This is a genomic window from Bacillus sp. ISL-51 (assembly GCF_018613535.1).
Lineage (GTDB): Bacteria > Bacillota > Bacilli > Bacillales > Bacillaceae > Bacillus.
The window spans coordinates 26,490-43,031 of record NZ_JAGGQB010000016.1 but is presented as its reverse complement, the minus strand read 5'-3'; the positions used below and the strand labels follow the sequence as shown (position 1 = coordinate 43,031).

11 protein-coding genes are annotated in these 16,542 nt (G+C 46.5%); 5 read left to right on the top strand and 6 right to left on the bottom strand.

Annotated features, from left to right (window positions below):
- Window positions 1-7,692, bottom strand: a 7,692-nt coding sequence (gene srfAA / locus J7E26_RS17295) for an amino acid adenylation domain-containing protein (protein ID WP_214800640.1), incomplete at its 3' end; no start/stop codon positions are given.
- Window positions 7,693-8,281: 589 nt separating this feature from the next.
- Entirely contained in the window at window positions 8,282-8,644 is a 363-nt protein-coding gene (gene hxlR, locus J7E26_RS17290) for a transcriptional activator HxlR (RefSeq protein ID WP_214800639.1), read from the bottom strand.
- A gap of 231 nt (window positions 8,645-8,875) precedes the next feature.
- Between hxlR and hxlA the strand changes: the two genes are divergently transcribed.
- From hxlA to J7E26_RS17265, 5 genes are all read left to right on the top strand, one after another.
- On the top strand, window positions 8,876-9,508 hold the full coding sequence (hxlA, locus tag J7E26_RS17285; protein WP_214800638.1) for a 3-hexulose-6-phosphate synthase: 633 nt from the start codon (window positions 8,876-8,878) through the stop codon (window positions 9,506-9,508).
- A complete protein-coding gene (gene hxlB, locus J7E26_RS17280) occupies window positions 9,508-10,065 on the top strand; it encodes a 6-phospho-3-hexuloisomerase (protein WP_214800637.1) in 558 nt (185 codons plus the stop codon). Before hxlA ends, hxlB begins: the two co-directional genes overlap by 1 nt.
- Window positions 10,066-10,184: 119 nt before the next feature.
- Window positions 10,185-11,879, top strand: a complete 1,695-nt coding sequence (locus J7E26_RS17275) for a methyl-accepting chemotaxis protein (protein ID WP_214800636.1) — start codon at window positions 10,185-10,187, stop codon at window positions 11,877-11,879.
- A 207-nt stretch (window positions 11,880-12,086) separates the two neighbouring features.
- On the top strand, window positions 12,087-12,524 hold the full coding sequence (locus J7E26_RS17270; RefSeq protein WP_214800635.1) for a NucA/NucB deoxyribonuclease domain-containing protein: 438 nt from the start codon (window positions 12,087-12,089) through the stop codon (window positions 12,522-12,524).
- Window positions 12,525-12,543: 19 nt separating this feature from the next.
- A complete protein-coding gene (locus J7E26_RS17265) occupies window positions 12,544-12,942 on the top strand; it encodes a competence protein ComJ (protein WP_214800634.1) in 399 nt (132 codons plus the stop codon).
- A 39-nt stretch (window positions 12,943-12,981) separates the two neighbouring features.
- Here the strand turns inward: J7E26_RS17265 and J7E26_RS17260 are convergent, their stop codons facing one another.
- From J7E26_RS17260 to J7E26_RS17245, 4 genes are all read right to left on the bottom strand, one after another.
- Window positions 12,982-14,418: a glycoside hydrolase family 1 protein gene (locus tag J7E26_RS17260; protein ID WP_214800633.1), complete on the bottom strand. Its 1,437-nt coding sequence runs from the start codon at window positions 14,416-14,418 to the stop codon at window positions 12,982-12,984.
- Between the two features lie 140 nt (window positions 14,419-14,558).
- Window positions 14,559-14,879, bottom strand: a complete 321-nt coding sequence (locus J7E26_RS17255; RefSeq protein WP_214800632.1) for a YckD family protein — start codon at window positions 14,877-14,879, stop codon at window positions 14,559-14,561.
- A 75-nt stretch (window positions 14,880-14,954) separates the two neighbouring features.
- A complete protein-coding gene (locus J7E26_RS17250) occupies window positions 14,955-15,389 on the bottom strand; it encodes an RDD family protein (RefSeq protein ID WP_214800631.1) in 435 nt (144 codons plus the stop codon).
- Between the two features lie 12 nt (window positions 15,390-15,401).
- Window positions 15,402-16,538: a zinc-dependent alcohol dehydrogenase gene (locus tag J7E26_RS17245; RefSeq protein ID WP_214814434.1), complete on the bottom strand. Its 1,137-nt coding sequence runs from the start codon at window positions 16,536-16,538 to the stop codon at window positions 15,402-15,404.
- Between the last annotated feature and the right edge of the window lie 4 nt (window positions 16,539-16,542).

Sequence of the window (16,542 nt, the reverse complement as noted above, 5' to 3'; positions counted from 1 at the left end):
TGTCACGGCAGGGCGGCTTGCGTAGCGCGCCGCCGTTTCTTCAAAGAGGCGGTGAACCGTTTTGTCCCGCGGTACGGGAAGGGTTTTGCCTTTCCATGCGTCAAGGAGGGCTTGTTTTTCTGTATCATTCACAAGTGAAAGCTGTGAAAGCTTCGCATTCGGGTTTTCCGTCACGGCATCTAACAGATGAAGCCAATAACGCTTCCATGTTTCTGCCGTTTCCGGTTTAAACAGCGCGGTGTTATATTCAAGCACAAACGTTAAGCCTCCGTTTGTTTCATCAGCCGTCAGCGTCAGATCAAACTTGGCCGTTTTTCTTTCAAACGGATGGTGTTTAAGCTCAATTCCTTCCATCATTAAATCTTCCGCATTTGCGTTTTGCATCGAAAATACGGCATCAAACAATGGATTTCTGCTCGTGTCACGCTGCACTTCGACCTTTTGCAAAAGGTCTTCCAGCGGATAATCCTGCGCATCAAACGCGCCCAAGGCGGTTTGTTTCACTTCATTAAGATAGTCCGTGAAGGCCTTGTCTGCTTCCGGATACGTACGCATCGCGAGTGTATTCACAAATACACCGATGACATGTGCGAGATCGGCATGTGACCGCCCCGCAACCGGAGAACCGACAATGATATCGTGCTGGCCGCTCAGTTTTGATAAAAACGCGCTGTACGAAGCCAGCAGCACCATGTACATGGTGGAGTCCGTTTCTTTAGCCAGACTGCGGAGGGCCGACGTCTGCTTCTCCGTCAGGGAAAAGATCATCCGGTCACCTTCGAAGGTTTGAACGGCCGGACGGCTGTAATCCGTCGGCAGCGTCAATACCGGCAATTCGCCATCAAGCTCCTGCAGCCAATGTTCCTCCTGCTTCCGGTATTGCTCTGACTGGATAAACTCCCGCTGCCACACAGCGTAGTCTTTATATTGAATCCGAAGCGGCTCAAGCATTTCTCCGCCATACAGACGCGACAGTTCATCTATCAGCACGCCGACCGAGGCTCCGTCTGAAATAATATGGTGCATATCAAACAGCATGAGATGGTCATCTTCAGCAATCTTAACCAACCCCATTCTGACGAGAGGAAGCTGGTCCAAGCGGAAAGGCCGGATAAAGTCGTGAATAATCCGTTCAGCCTCATCCGCAGAGGACTCATGATATTCAACATCCAAATCAGCTTCTGCCCATATCCGCTGAACCGTTTCTCCATCCTTGATTTCAAAGGTCGTTCTGAATGCTTCGTGGCGTTCGGTCAGCTGTTTCATGACACCTTTCAGCTTTTCAGCGTCAAGCTTTCCTTTCAATCGCAGAACGGACGGCATGTTATAGCTTGTTTCAGCGCCTTCCATCTGCTGAAGCACAAACATTCTCTTTTGCGGAGAGGAAACCGGATATGTTTCCTGCACTGCCGCCGGCGTAATGCTTTCAGCCCCCTGCTGATCAGCGCCGGCAATAAGCCGTGCCAGTCCGGCCACCGTCGGAGAAGTGAAAAGCTCCTTTAATGTAAGCTGTACGCCGAACGCCTGATGAATCAAAGCGAGAAGCTTCATTCCCGCTAAAGAATGGCCTCCGATTTCAAAGAACTGGTCATGAATGCCGACTTGCTCCGCTTGCAGTACCTCAGCCCAGATATCTGCCAGTTTCTGTTCTGTTTCATTGCGCGGAGCTGTATACGACACGGCGTTCGCTGCGGTTACATCAGGAAGCGGCAGTGCCCGGCGGTCGATTTTCCCGTTCCCTGTAAGCGGCAGCTCATCCATTTGGATAAAGACGGCCGGAATCATATATGCCGGCAAGTCCTTCGCCGTATGCTCCCTCAGCTCCTGGGAAGAAATTTCTCCAAGGCCGACAAAATAAGCACAAAGGAGCTTGTCACCCGCGCCTTGATCAACTGCAAGAACAACACTTTCTTGAACACGGTCATGGCTTTGCAGCTGATGCTCGATTTCTCCAAGCTCAATCCGCTGTCCGCGGATTTTCACTTGATGGTCGATACGGCCGATAAATTCGATATCGCCATTCGGCAGCCATCTTGCCAAGTCGCCTGTTTTATACATGCGATCACCGTCTTTGAACGGATGAGGCACAAACTTTTCTTCCGTCAGCTCAGGACGGTTGTAGTAACCTTGAACAAGCCCTTCTCCGCTGACGCACAGCTCGCCTGCGACGCCTGCCGGCTGCACGCGTCCGTCCGGATTCAGGATGAAGACTTCCGTGTTGCTGACCGGTTTCCCAATCGGAATAGAAAGCGTGTCCTCTTCAATAACATCCACCGGATGATACGTCGCAAACACCGTGCTTTCTGACGGTCCGTACATATGAAGCAGCTTGCCTTTGCCGACTGTTGCAAGCGCCTTTTTGACATGCTCCACCGAGGCACGCTCTCCACCGAACATGATTTTCCGAAGAGTTGACAGGCAGGCGGGCTCCATGTCAACAAGCAGATGGAACAGCGCCGTCGTAATCATCAGAATGCTGATATTTTCCCGTTCGATCACGCGGGATAAGCGGGACATATCCAGCACGGTTTCTTTCGGAACGATCACAAGCTTCGCACCGTTTAAAAGAGAACCGAACAAATCAAACATAAAAGCGTCAAACACGTAGTTGGAAAGCCCAAGCACGGTGTCTTCCTCAGACACAGTCAAATAGTTCGTGTCTTTCACCGTCCGCAGAATGTTGGCATGTGTGACGATGTTCCCTTTCGGCGTCCCCGTCGTACCGGATGTATAGGTGAGGTTGGCAATCGCTTTTGAGTCAAACGGCATTGCGAGATTATGAGATTCCTTGTCATAGCTCATCTTGTCGTCAGCAAGCACAATCACTCCTTGAAATCCGGCCTTTTCTGCGATCGGCTTTAAGCTTTCCTGCGTCATCAGCACATTCGCCCCGCTGTCACGGAAGAAATGCTGAATTCGCTGTACCGGATGTTCGGGATCAATCGGCACATAAGCGGAGCCCGCTTTTAATACAGCCATGATCGAAACAATCATGTCCGTTGACCGTTCACATAACACAGCCGCCGTTTTTCCGCCGCCTCCGACAGAAAGAATATACCGTGCAAGCCTGTTGGCGCGCTCATTCAGCTCCTTATAAGTCAGTTCTTCTCTTTCAAACTGAAGCGCTGTACGGTTTGGCGTCTTTTCAGCCTGCTCCTCAAAAATCTGTACGATTGTTTTTTCTTTCGGATAAGCCGTTCGTTTCGGATTGAATTGCTGTAATTGATTCATTGCCTCCTGTTCAGAAAGCAGATGATAGTCACCGATCTTCGCTTCCGGCGCAGCGGCTGCGCTTTCCAGCAGGTGCACATAATGTGCCAGCATACGGTCTGCGGTCGACTGTTTATAAAGCTTCGTGCAATAATCCAGATCGAGCATCATGCCTTCCGCCGATTCCCGCGCCTGCATCGTCAAATCAAATTTGGCGATGTTGAAATTTGTTTCATGAAGGGATAGGGTGAGATCACCGATTTTCGGAATGCCGTCCGCTGCATTTTGCAGACTGAACATCGTATCGAATATCGGATGCCTGCTCATATCACGGGGAACATTCAGCTCTTCGGTCAGCCATTCAAACGGATAATCCTGATGAGAAAATGCGTTCAGCACCTGCTGCCGGACATGAGCCAACAGACTGACAAAGGATTGATCCTGCTTAACGGAGCTTCGCAGCGCAAGCGTGTTGACAAACATGCCGACAAGCCCCTCGGTGTCAGAATGATTTCTTCCCGCTGACGGCGTTCCCACGATAATATCTTCCTGTCCGGAATATTTAGAAAGCAGTGTATAGTATGCAGATAAGAGCACCATATAAAGAGTGGCTCCGTTGTTCTCGGCTATCTTGTGCAGCCGTTCTTGCAGCGTTTTGCTCAGCTTGACAGATACACGGTCTCCCTCAAAGCTCTGCACCTGCGGCCTCGGATAATCAGGGAGCAGCTGAAGCACAGGCAATTCACCCGCAAAGACATCCTTCCAGTATGCCCGCTCCTTCTGATAGCCTTCTTCGGCCCGTTCCGTTTGCCATACGGCATAATCCTTATATTGAATGCGCAATTCAGGAAGCTGCGCCCCGCTGTAAATAGCGGCAAGCTCCTTCAGGATGATGGCGATGGACACTCCGTCAGAAATGAGGTGATGCATGTCAAACATCAGCATATGGCGGCGTTCATCAAGCTTTTGCAAACCGATTCTGAACAGCGGCGCTTCTGACAAATCAAAACGGCGCACAAAATCCTTCATTACCTGTTCATTCGTTCTGCCGTCTGCCTCTATCATTTGAATGTGAAACGGAACATCTTCGTGAATCACTTGCCTCGGCGTGCTGTCCTCTAATCGAAATGACGTTCTCAGTGCTTCATGTCTTCTGATTAAGTCAGAAAATGCATGTTCCAGCTTCTCAATATTTAATGGCCCCTCAACAATAGCAGCGGCAGGCATGTTATAGCCGACACCCGCATCCTCAAACTGGCTGGCGATATACGTCCGCTGCTGGGCGAGCGAAAGCGGATAATGCGCTTGTTTTTCGGCAGGCTCAATCGTACGGAAAGCCTTTCCTTGGTCACAGCCGGCCGCATAATCAGCCAGAGCGGCGATTGTCGGATGCTCGAACAAGTATTGCAGCGGGATCTCAACACCCATTTTTTTATGGATTTTCGTCAATAACGTCATCGCTTTTAACGAATGTCCGCCCGCCTCGAAGAAATGATCATAAATTCCCGCCTTGTCCATCCCGAGGACTTCCTGCCAAATGGCGGCGAGGGCTTCTTCCGTTTCATTTCTCGGTGCGGTATACACTGTTGAGCTGACAGCTTGCACATCAAGCGCAAACAGCTTGCTTCGGTCTGCCTTCCCGCTCGGCGTGAGCGGAATTTCTTCTATTTTTGTAAAGTAAGCCGGCACCATGTAGTCAGGGAGGTGTTTTGACACATACTCCCTGTACTCGGCAGGCTGAAAATCCGTTCCATCCTCCTGCACGATATATGCGCATACGTCTAAATTCCCCTGCTGATCCGGTCTGGCCAGTACGACGGCTTCAGCTGCGCCCGGCGCCTTTCTGAGCACCGTTTCAATTTCTCCAAGCTCGATGCGGTAGCCTCGGACTTTCACCTGATCATCTTCCCGGCCGATGTATTCCATCGTGCCATCAGGCAGCCAGCGCGCCATATCACCGGTGCGGTACATGTTTCCGCTTTTTGCAAACGGGTCAGGCAAAAACTTCTCAGCGGTCATATCCGGCATGTTTAAATAACCGCGTCCCACGCCGTCTCCCGCGATATAAAGCTCCCCGACCGTGCCGTCGGGCTGAAGCTGTTTATGTTTATCCAATACATACAGCCGGGCATTTCCGAGCGCTTTTCCGATCGGAACGTATGCAGCTTGATTGCCGATTCCGTCAGGTAAGACAAGGTGCACAGAAGCATCCACACACGTCTCCGTCGGCCCGTATACATTTGTCAGACGCGGTGCTGCGCCTGCTTCTTTAAAGAGTGTCATGAGCTGATCGGCCACTGCGGCAGACAAACCTTCTCCCCCGATCAGCAGGTGGCGCAGTTCAATTCCGCCGACGTCCCCGGCCGCTGTGATCATTTGCAGATGGGCAGGCGTTCCGTCAGTGGCTTCAATCCGGTTTTCACGGTAATAATCTAGCAAAGCCGAACCGTTCGTTACGGTTGTTTTCGGCACGATATAAAGAGTCTGCCCCAAGAGAAGTGATGCAAAAATCTGTTTAACCGAAGCATCAAAATGGAACGGAGCCAAAAGCGCCATCCTTAACGTCTGTTCACCGCATTGATAAATTTCCTGCTGAAGAGACTGAACCAGATGGTGAACTTGGCGATGCTCAATCATGACGCCTTTCGGCCGCCCCGTCGTACCCGATGTATAGATGATGTAGGCCAATCTGTCGGATGCTAAGTTCACGCCGGCCGCCGGAATCTCATAGTGAACCGCTTCATCAAAATCAATCAGTTCAGCTTCCGTTTCGGGCGCTTTAATTCCATCTTCCGTCAGAACCGCTTTCGCTCCGCTGTCATCCAAAATGTACTGAATCCGCTCAGCCGGAAAATCAGGATCTATCGGCACATAAGCCCCTCCGGCTTTCAAAATCCCCATAATCGCCGCAATGACCCGCTCCGAACGGCCGAGCAGCACCGCAACAGGAGAATCGGCGGATATACCATGCTGCAGAAGGCGTCCCGCAATGCGGCCGGACTGTTCATGTAATGTGCTATAGGACAATGTGCGGCCTTCATATACAACCGCTGGTTTATCGGCAAGAGCCTCCGCTTTCTCTTGAAAAAGAGCCGGTATCGTCATCTCCTTGCGGTATGCCGTCGGATTGCCGCCGGCCCGTTTCAGAAGGCGCTCTTTTTCCGAATCAGAAATAAGAGCAAGCTCATCAATCGCACGATCAGGAGACAAGAGCGCATCTTCAAGCAATGTAATCAGGCGTTCAGAAACGGATGTAATCTCTTCTTCAGTGAATACATCACTGCGATAGTCAAAATCAATCGTCAGTTTTCCAGTGTCCCATCGTTCCTTTACATGAATCGAAATATCATTTGTCCCGCTCCCGCTGAAAATAGGATCAGTTAAAAATGAAAGATTCTCCTTTTTCTGCCACTGCATCACCTGGTACTCCAGAGACACCGTAAACAATTTGCTCAGCGTGCTTTTCGACTCGCGCAAATCGTTCACTAGCAGGTTATACGGATACTTTTGATGACGGAGAATTTTCATAAGGTCCTTCATCCGCCCTTTTACAAACTCCAGAAACGCTTGGCCCCCGTCGACGCTTGTCCGCACAGGCACTGTAGAAACAAACATCCCGAGCATCCGCTTCTCTTTCGCATTCGTCCGGTTTCCCATAAACGTACCCGTAACGACATCGTCCCTCCCGGTCACTCTGTACAGATATGCGATAAGAGCTGACTGGAAAAGCGAGAGAACACTGACCTTATGATCTTCGCAAAATGTCTGAATATGCGTGTACAGCCCGTGAGGAATTTCTTGAGAAAACCTTTTGGCGCCAAGGCCGGCGTCAGCTCGGCTTCTTTTAAGAGACACAAGTTCCGGAATGCTCTCAAACTGTGCATTCCAAAAATCACGATCCTTTTTGAATCGTTTGGATTTAACATACTCCTGCTCTGACAGGACATGCTCAATAAAGGAATGTGATTCGCCTTTATCTTCACCCATGCCGCCGGCCAGTTCTAAATAAATATCGGTAATCGTATTACCTAAAATCGTCATTGAAATCCCGTCTGAAATGATATGATGAACATTTGCATAAAACCAGACCTCGTTTTCACTAATCGTATACAAGGAAAAACGAAACAAATCATGGTCATATAACGGCAGAGGGCGGTTTGCCTCCTCACGTCCCAGCTTTGACAGCTCGTCCGCTGTTAAACCGGCTTGCCTGATGTCCACATGTTCAATAGACAAAGGACGATATCCGCTCACATATTGAACAGGCTCACCGTCCTCATCAAGACGAAGCTTGATTCTCATCGACTCATGCCGCCGGACAAATTCCTGAATGGCACTCTCGACAAGCGCCGCATGGACCCCGTCCTCTGAGATAAGTTTTCCGAAACCGGCAAGATTTGAAATACTCGTATTCGGATAGAATTTCTCTGTATACCAAATACGCTTCTGAGCATTTGTTAAAGGATAAAAAGTTATTTCCATATGTTTGCGCCTCCCTTTTTTGTGACTAAGTTGTCAATTCTCCCGTAAAAACAGCCTCCCACTATGTCCCTAACACATTCTCAAGCCAAAAGAACCACTTCCGCAAAAAAGATCCCGTTCCATGGTCCGCCGAAATGCCGCGTCCGCAGGCCTGCCAGTCCGCATTTCGGCGGAAAAATATGAGAAATCAAGACAAAAGCCATTGATTGTAAGCATGAAAGGTTTACCTATTTCTTCATGTATTTCTATATATCTACTTAAGTTCACTTTATATGAAAAAATTGTTTTTATCACCGAAAAATGGGTGAAAAGTTTCATGCGGCACACCGAAAAAAATTCCGACAAAAACAGAGGGTTTTTTGCGGCATCCCGCAACATATTTCCAAAAATATTATTTACATAAAATTAAAAATTTTTAGAATATAATGTTTTTCAGATGGATCTCCAGCTATTCCAGAACTCACAATCTTTACAAACTTTATTGATTGTCTGCATGACAGCGCAAGAACCGAAAAAGCACATACAGCCGTTCGCAATATGATCTCAAAAGACCGCAAAAAAAGCCCTCTATTATATTAAACAGAGCGCTTTAAAAAGATTCTTTCATCACTTTTTTATCAATATTGATTAATTCCATATATTCTTTTCCCCACTCATACATCGCGTCCAGAATCGGCATAAGACTCTCCCCTTGGGCCGTTAAGGAATATTCCACTTTCGGGGGGACGACCGGGTATACTTCCCGGTGAACAATCAGATCCTGTTCCAGTTCCCTAAGCTGATTCACAAGAATTTTATGCGTAATATCCGGGATTAATGCTTTTAACTCATTAAACCGCTTTGTGCCTTCTTTCCCCAGATGCCACATAATAAGCATCTTCCACTTCCCGCCAATCACGGCAAGCGTTAATTCCTTTTCACAATTAAACGTTTTCTCATCCATACGGCTCATAGTTAATCTCCCTTCCCATACTTTTTGTATGTTCATCACCTATAGACATCACTTACTTTTTCTCAAAATCCTCTTTACTTATACTAACACGTGATTTTACCCGAAAGAAAGCGGCTGGCCTGCGGGAGACGGTATCCTCAAAGTAACTATTTGACTTGAAAGTGCGTACTTCCCAACGCGCAGGGCACTCATTAGAATGTAAACTACATCACAAAGAGGAGTGGATATGTAATGGAATTACAGCTGGCGTTAGACTTAGTGAATATCCCGGAGGCAATCGAACTTGTAAAAGAAGTAGAGCAATATGTGGACATCGTCGAAATCGGAACTCCGGTTGTGATCAATGAAGGATTAAAAGCCGTAAAAGAAATGAAAGCAGCCTTCCCTCATCTGAAAGTGCTTGCCGATCTTAAAATCATGGATGCGGGCGGATACGAAATCATGAAAGCGGCAGAAGCCGGAGCCGACATCATCACGGTTCTCGGCGCAACCGGCGACTCAACAATCAAAGGCGCTGTGGAGGAAGCAAAAAAACAGCAAAAGAAAATTCTCGTCGACATGATTAACGTTAAAAACCTTGAAACACGGGCGAAAGAAGTTGACGCACTGGGTGTTGATTATATTTGTGTACACACAGGTTATGATCATCAGGCGGAAGGAAAAAATTCTTTCGAGGAATTGACAACAATTAAAAAGGCAGTTAAAAACGCAAAAACCGCAATTGCCGGGGGCATTAAACTTGAGACGCTCTCTGAAGCCGTGAAACAAAATCCCGATCTTATCATTGTCGGCGGGGGAATAACGGGTGCTGACAATAAAGCGGATACCGCTTCAAAAATGAAACAGCTGATCACACAAGGATGATGAAAACGACCGATTATTTAACTGAAATCCTGAATGAATTATCCCGTTCTGCGGCATTCATTGCGGACGGCGAAGCGGACAAGCTTGCGGAGCAGATATTGTCAGCCGGCCAGATCTTCACGGCGGGAGCAGGGCGCTCCGGTTTTATGGCCAAATCTTTCGCCATGAGAATGATGCACATAGGGCTGAACGCTTACATCGTCGGTGAGGCGCTCACCCCGCCACTCCAGGAAGACGGCCTCGTCATTATCGGTTCCGGATCCGGCGAAACGAAAAGCCTTGTTCATACAGCGGAAAAAGCGAAAAGCCTAAATGGCATTGTCACCGCTTTAACCATAAACCCTGATTCAAGTCTCGGCAGACTTGCTGATGTCACGATTACAATGCCCGGTTCTACTAAAGACAAAGCCGACGGAAGCAGTAAAACAATACAGCCGATGGGATCTTTATTCGAACAAACCCTCCTGCTGTTTTATGATGCAGTTATCTTAAATATCATGGAGAAAAAAAGACTGAACTCGAAAACCATGTTTACAAAGCATGCGAATCTTGAATAATGTTTTGACGGCCATCCTCAGGTGGCCGTTTTTTCGTCCAATTCCCTTCCTCATTAACTTTTTATAAAGAAAACCGATATCAAATAAGATGACAAATTAATGAAGCAAGGGGAATTACGATGAAAATCAGATTTAAACTGGGAACCAAAATATTATGCATGGTTCTTTCCATCATACTGTTATTCGCAATAGCGGCAGGAATTGTTTTTTTCAAGGATATGACGGACGGCCTGAAAAAAATGGCCACCGAAAAGGCAAAGGGGGATCTTTCTCTAAGCAGCCGCTATATAGGCGATACAATCAAAGGCGATTGGGTCATTAAGCAAGATAAGCTATACAAAGGGGACACGTTAATTAATCAAAATGAAGAACTCGTTGATTTGCTCGGTAAAGAAACAGGCGACACCGTTACCATCTTTCAGGGCAGCACCCGCGTCGCAACTAACGTCATGAAAGACGGACAAAGGGCTGTTGGTACAGAAGCAGCTGCCGATGTCACCGAAACCGTACTCAAAAACGGAGAAACATTTTACGGCGAAGCTGACGTCGCAGGGTCTTCCTATCAAACGGCATACCTGCCTTTAAAAGATAAAAACGGCACCATTATCGGAATGCTGTACACAGGTGCAAGCCAAAGTGTATTAACATCGCTCACTAAATCTATACTTACGCAAGTTGCTGCCGTTTTAGCTGCAGTTATTATACTGTCTGTCGTTTTGGTCACACTTTTCACCAGAAGAATCAATAAACGTCTGAACCGTTTAAATCTCGCATTTGAAAGTGCCGGAAACGGCGACATGACAAAAGATATATCAGATGAGTCCAGCGATGAATTGGCTGATTTGAGTGTCTCCTACAATAAAATGAGATTGAAGTTAAGCAGCACCATTCAAACTGTCCAGCGCTCGGCGGAACAGCTTGCCTCGTCATCGGAGCAATTATCGGCAGGCGCAGAAGAAACAAATCAGGCCTCAGAAAAAATTACGGAAGCCGTACAGCAAATTGCAAACCGTTCTGATCAGCAAATGACAAGAATTTCAAGAAATGAAGAGGCAATGGAGCAAACAGCAGGCGATATTCAACAAATGTCGGTATATGCATCAGATATAGCTGATAAAGGCCATTATGCTGAGCAGAAAGCAAAAATTGGCGGTAAAGAGATGGCAAACGCTCAGCAGCAAATGAATACAATTCATCAATCCATCCAAAAAAGCGAGGAAATGCTCCGGCTCCTTGATGGCCGCTCGAAACAAATCGACCAAATTGTCTCGGCCATTACGCAGATTGCAGATCAAACAAATCTGCTTGCACTAAATGCGTCAATTGAGGCTGCAAGAGCCGGAGAACACGGAATGGGCTTTGCGGTTGTCGCAGATGAGGTCAGGAAGCTCGCGGAGGAATCTCAAAAATCAACCGGCCAAATTTCTGAAGTAATTGCAGAAATTCAGTCTGATATGAAACAATCCTCTCTTTCTATTGAATCCGTAAAAACAGAGGCAGCAGAAGGAGTCAATATGATGCAGCGCATCGGACTCGTGTTCAGCGACATCGTAAACGCCATGGAAGAGATCAGCCTTGGGGTCAACAGCCTTTCAGCTTCTGTACTAAATATCTCGGCAAGCGCCCAGGAAATAACGGCCTCCTTTACGGCTAATACAGCCGACATTAAAGAATCTAATTCGAATACGAAGCAAGCGGCTTCATTGGCCGAAGAACAATTTGCTGCTATGGAAGAAATCACGGCTGCGTCAGATACCCTTTCTCATCTTGCGGGTGAGCTTAACGCTATAATAAGTCAATTTAACATTCGGTAGCAATCAGTAATGTCCGCACACAGCCGGGCAAAAATCATTTTTGAATCGGTTTTTTCATAGAAAAAAATGATTTCCCCGGCCAAATTAGGAGATATCAAATGAATTTACAGCCGAAAAATATTTTTTTCACTGCTTTACAGCCGGCCGATTCTGATTTATTCTTGGACCAGCTTTACAGCAACTGAAGTTTGGAGGTGATTCATTCTCTTGAAAACATTGAAAGCACTGCTGTTTGTTCTCATCATCATTGCCGGAGCAGTCACGGCCCTGATAAAAGGCGATATTTTCTCAGATAACGAGCAGGCCGTTCAGCAAGCAGATTACGATAAAGTGATCAATTTTCCGTCCGAACGATATCCGGAAACAGCAAAGCATATTAAGGACGCGATAAAAGAAGGGTATTCCAGCATATGCACCATTGACAGAGACGGCGTACATAAGCGGCGCGAGCAATCTCTTAAAGATATACCGGTTAAAACGGGATATGATCGAGATGAGTGGCCGATGGCGGTTTGTAAGCAAGGCGGAACAAACGCTTCCGTGGAATATATTTCTCCGGCAGACAACCGGGGGGCCGGCTCTTGGGTGGGGCACCAGCTTACCAATGATCCCGACGGAACGAGAGTTTTGTTTAAGATTAAATAAAAGGCAGGAGGAACAGCCATTGATTAAATCATGGAAACCGCAAGAACTTACCATTTCTTATCATCAATTTACAATCTTCCAAAGAGATTCAGAACCGCCTGTTATTGATTGGACTGATGAAGCAATTGAAAAAGGATATGCGGAAGCTGACGGAGCTGTCTCGTTTGAAGCCCAGAGAAACACAAAAGTGTTTATTGTGCTGCGGCTTAATTGCAGTGAGCCGGTTCATTCCTATGAGAAAAAAGTGACTGTTCCATTTGAGGCCGTAAAAGAAGGAATTGAGATTGAGAGTATCATGTCAAAACGGCTTTTCTTTGATCTTCCCAAAGGGCAATACCTCCTTACCTGTTATTCGGTTCCGGCTGAATCATCAGACCTTCATGCAGATACGTATATTATTGATGCAGCCTCAAAGTAAAAAACCCCTGAGAGAAGACCTCTTCTCTCAGGGCACTCTTTATAAACTTTCGCCGTTTGTTTCGATCACATGCTGGTACCAAGAAAAGCTCTTTTTCTTAATGCGTTTCAAATCCTTCTCATTTTCCTCATCACGGTTAATATATACAAAACCGTACCGTTTTTGATAGCCGTTCAGCCAGCTTAATAAATCGGTAAATGACCAGCTGCAATAACCGATCAGATCCACCCCGTCACTTATGGCCTGTTTGCACTGTTCAAGATGCGAACGTAAGTAGTCAATTCTGTAATCATCCTGAATTGAACCGTCTTCTTCTATTTTATCAAATTCACCCAAACCGTTTTCTGTTATAAAAACAGGCAGCTGATAACGGCTCGTAATTCGCCGCAGGCCGATTCGCAGGCCTATCGGGTCAATGGTCCAATCCCAATTGCTTGTCACAAGATTTGGGTTCTTCTTCGTTTTAAACAGCCCCGGTATTCCAGTATCCTGGTTCGTGCCTTTTTGACCCGTTGTGTTTATTTTTCCTTCTGATACACCGTCAAGTGAATTTCTTTCATACGTAATCGTCTGATAATAATTAACTCCGATAAAATCCGGCTTGCCTTTTGCCAAGAGTTCCATATCACCAGTCTCCACCGTCGGCGCCCAGCCTTTTTCCTCTAAATAACGGAAAGGAATTTGAGGATATGTTCCCCAAGAGTACATATCGAGCCACCAATGATTCATAAATTCTTCGGCGTTTTCAAAAGCAGTTATATCCTCCGGGCGGCTGGTAAGCGGATAAGCCGGTGAATAAGCAAAGCTCGGTCCGATTTTGCCGACGGGCACATATGTTCTAAATGATTCAATAGCTTTAGCATTAGCTAAAAACGCAATATGGTTCGCTTCGTAAAATCGCTTTCTGTCTTTTACTCCCGGCGGATGCGTTGCGGTGATAAACCCGTTATGAAAATTGTAATTCTGCTCGTTTAACGTGACCCAGTACTTCACTTTGCCGGCAAATCTTTTGTATAAAGTAACGCAGTATTCATTAAAATCGTCAATTATGTTTCTCGATTCAAATCCGCCGTATTCATCCATAAGCGCCTGAGGCAAGTCCCAATGATAAAGCGTCAAGACCGGTTCAATATTTTTAGAAATCAATTCATCTATCAGGTTCTCGTAAAATGCTATTCCGGCCTCGTTAATTTCACCTCTTCCGTTTGGAAAGATTCGTGGCCAGCTGACAGAAAACCGATAAGCTTTCAGACCCATTTCTGCCATTAATGCGACATCTTCTTTATAACGGTCATAATGGCCGACTGCTGTATCTCCGTTTGAGCCTTTAAACGTTTTACCCGGTATTTTTGTGAAAAGATCCCATACCGAAGGGCCTTTTCCATCTGAATTCCATGCCCCCTCAACTTGATAGGCCGCGGAAGCTGAGCCCCATAAAAATGTATCAGGGAAAGAGCCTGGTTTTTCGTGAATCATATGTTTCATCCTCCCGATGCGTTTGATACCCATATCATACGTTATGAAACGCGTTTCAGAGCAATCCTCAATTAGAGGTCTGTCATCGTCTCTTCTATCTAACAAGAGAAAAACAAAAACATCCAACGAAAATTGGATGCTCAAGAATGGTGGCGTTTTTCAAGCTTATGTGGGGGAGGTTTCGGTATAAAGCCATTTTGTTTCTTCATGTTAAAGTGTCTGTCCATATGCTGTTTTATATGCTCTGCTTTTTCTTTCGGCAATACACCATACTCTACATACTTGGAAATCACATGTTTGCGTTTTTCCAATATTTCTTTTTCCAGCACTTCTATTTCTTTTTTCTGCTGTTCTGTGAGTGACATGGTTGAAGGCATTTTCGTTTCAGCGGCGTGCGCAGGTATTGAAAAAAACATTGCGGCAATGAATACCGCGATCAATTGTAACGCAGCTTTTTTCATTATCCGTTTCCTCCTTTAGCTGTTTGTCATATGTTGTGCCTTCAACCATTATTTATACAAAAAAAGAGCGAAAATTTATTCGCTCTTTTCCATCCCTTCTTCAGGCCGTGCGTAAGTGACATATGTTCCGGCCACGAAATCGTGAATTGACCGTTTGTCTTCTCTCATGCCGACCATGAATGCGCTCACGATTGCTGCTATGCCAAATGTAATACCATATATAATGCCGCCGACAATCACTCTTAAAATCATGGTGAGAAAGCTCGCTTGAGTACCGTCTTTTTTGACAATGCGGATTCCGCAAATCTTTTTACCGATGACATATCCATTCCAGTATACAGGCAGCACAATAGAGTAGACTGTCAAAATAACACTGATGAATGTGCTGTCATTCGGATCTTTTCCTGTTATCAGCATAAAAATAATCGCCAAAGGCACAGTAATAATTAAATAATCGAGCAATACCGCTCCCAATCTGATCCAAAACCCTGCCGGTTTGTAAATATTCATTGTTTCTCCTCACTATGGCTCCAAAATCACTTTAATATTGCCATCTTTCTTTTTGTCAAATATATCATATGCAGCAGGGGCTTCGGCAAGACTCATTTTGTGTGTAATGATATCTGTCGGATCAATTTCTTTTTGTTCAACCATTTGATACAGCAGCGGCATCAGATGTATGACAGGTGCCTGTCCCATTTTTAATGAGACGTTTCGTGTGAAAAAATCACCGATCGGAAAGCCGTCCGCTTCAGAAATGTAAGCGCCGGTGAGCTGGACGGTGCCAAACTTCTTTACGGCTTCTGACGCTGTCAGAATCGGGCTGATGGTTCCGAACTGATTCGGTTTTTGGTCTGCATTTTCCGTTGCAAGCGGCGTGCCGTCCATACCGACACAGTCAATAACGACATCGGCGCCGCCTGAAGTTTGTTCATGAAGCAGCTTTCCGATTTCATCATGTTCTGCGAAATTGTATGTCTCCACTCCGTTTGTGCGTTTCGCATGTTCAAGGCGATGCGGGACTTGGTCGACAGCGATTACCCGCTTTGCTCCCTTTTTCCAGGCGAATTTTTGCGCCATTAAACCGATCGGCCCGGAGCCAAGAATAATCACCGTGTCCCCTTTTTTCACCCCGCCATGCTGAACGCTCCAAAAGGCTGTCGGCATAACATCTGACAAAAACAGCACCTGTTCATCTTCAAGTTCGCTTTCTGCCGGTACAAGAAAGGAAGAAAAATCGGCATAAGGCACACGTAAATATTCAGCCTGACCGCCGGGGAAATTCCCGTTAAACTCAGAGAAGCCGAATAAGCCGCCGGCATCCGTGTGGGGATTGGGGTTTGACTCATCACATTGGCTTTCCATTTGATGCTTGCAATAAAAGCATTCCCCGCAGCCTATGTTAAAAGGAATCACGACGCGGTCACCTTTTTTCAGTTTTTGCACCTGACTTCCCGTTTCTTCCACAATTCCCATCGGTTCGTGACCGACGATATACCCCGGATCGGCAGGTATTCCGTTTTTATACAAGTGAAGGTCTGATCCGCAGATTCCCGTTGCGGTGATGCGGACGATGACATCTCTTTCATCTTGAATTTTAGGTGCAGCCACTTCTTTCACTTCCATGTGCTCTTTCCCTTGATATGCCAGTGCTTTCATTTGG

What these genes read in the sequence shown, in the direction of transcription:
- J7E26_RS17250 (WP_214800631.1), bottom strand. Translation starts at nt 15,389, where the DNA reads ATGAATATTTACAAACCGGCAGGGTTTTGGATCAGATTGGGAGCGGTA.
- hxlR (WP_214800639.1), bottom strand. Translation starts at nt 8,644, where the DNA reads ATGAGCCGTATGGATGAGAAAACGTTTAATTGTGAAAAGGAATTAACG.
- hxlA (WP_214800638.1), top strand. Translation starts at nt 8,876, where the DNA reads ATGGAATTACAGCTGGCGTTAGACTTAGTGAATATCCCGGAGGCAATC.
- J7E26_RS17245 (WP_214814434.1), bottom strand. Translation starts at nt 16,538, where the DNA reads ATGAAAGCACTGGCATATCAAGGGAAAGAGCACATGGAAGTGAAAGAA.
- hxlB (WP_214800637.1), top strand. Translation starts at nt 9,508, where the DNA reads ATGAAAACGACCGATTATTTAACTGAAATCCTGAATGAATTATCCCGT.
- J7E26_RS17275 (WP_214800636.1), top strand. Translation starts at nt 10,185, where the DNA reads ATGAAAATCAGATTTAAACTGGGAACCAAAATATTATGCATGGTTCTT.
- J7E26_RS17255 (WP_214800632.1), bottom strand. Translation starts at nt 14,879, where the DNA reads ATGAAAAAAGCTGCGTTACAATTGATCGCGGTATTCATTGCCGCAATG.
- J7E26_RS17260 (WP_214800633.1), bottom strand. Translation starts at nt 14,418, where the DNA reads ATGATTCACGAAAAACCAGGCTCTTTCCCTGATACATTTTTATGGGGC.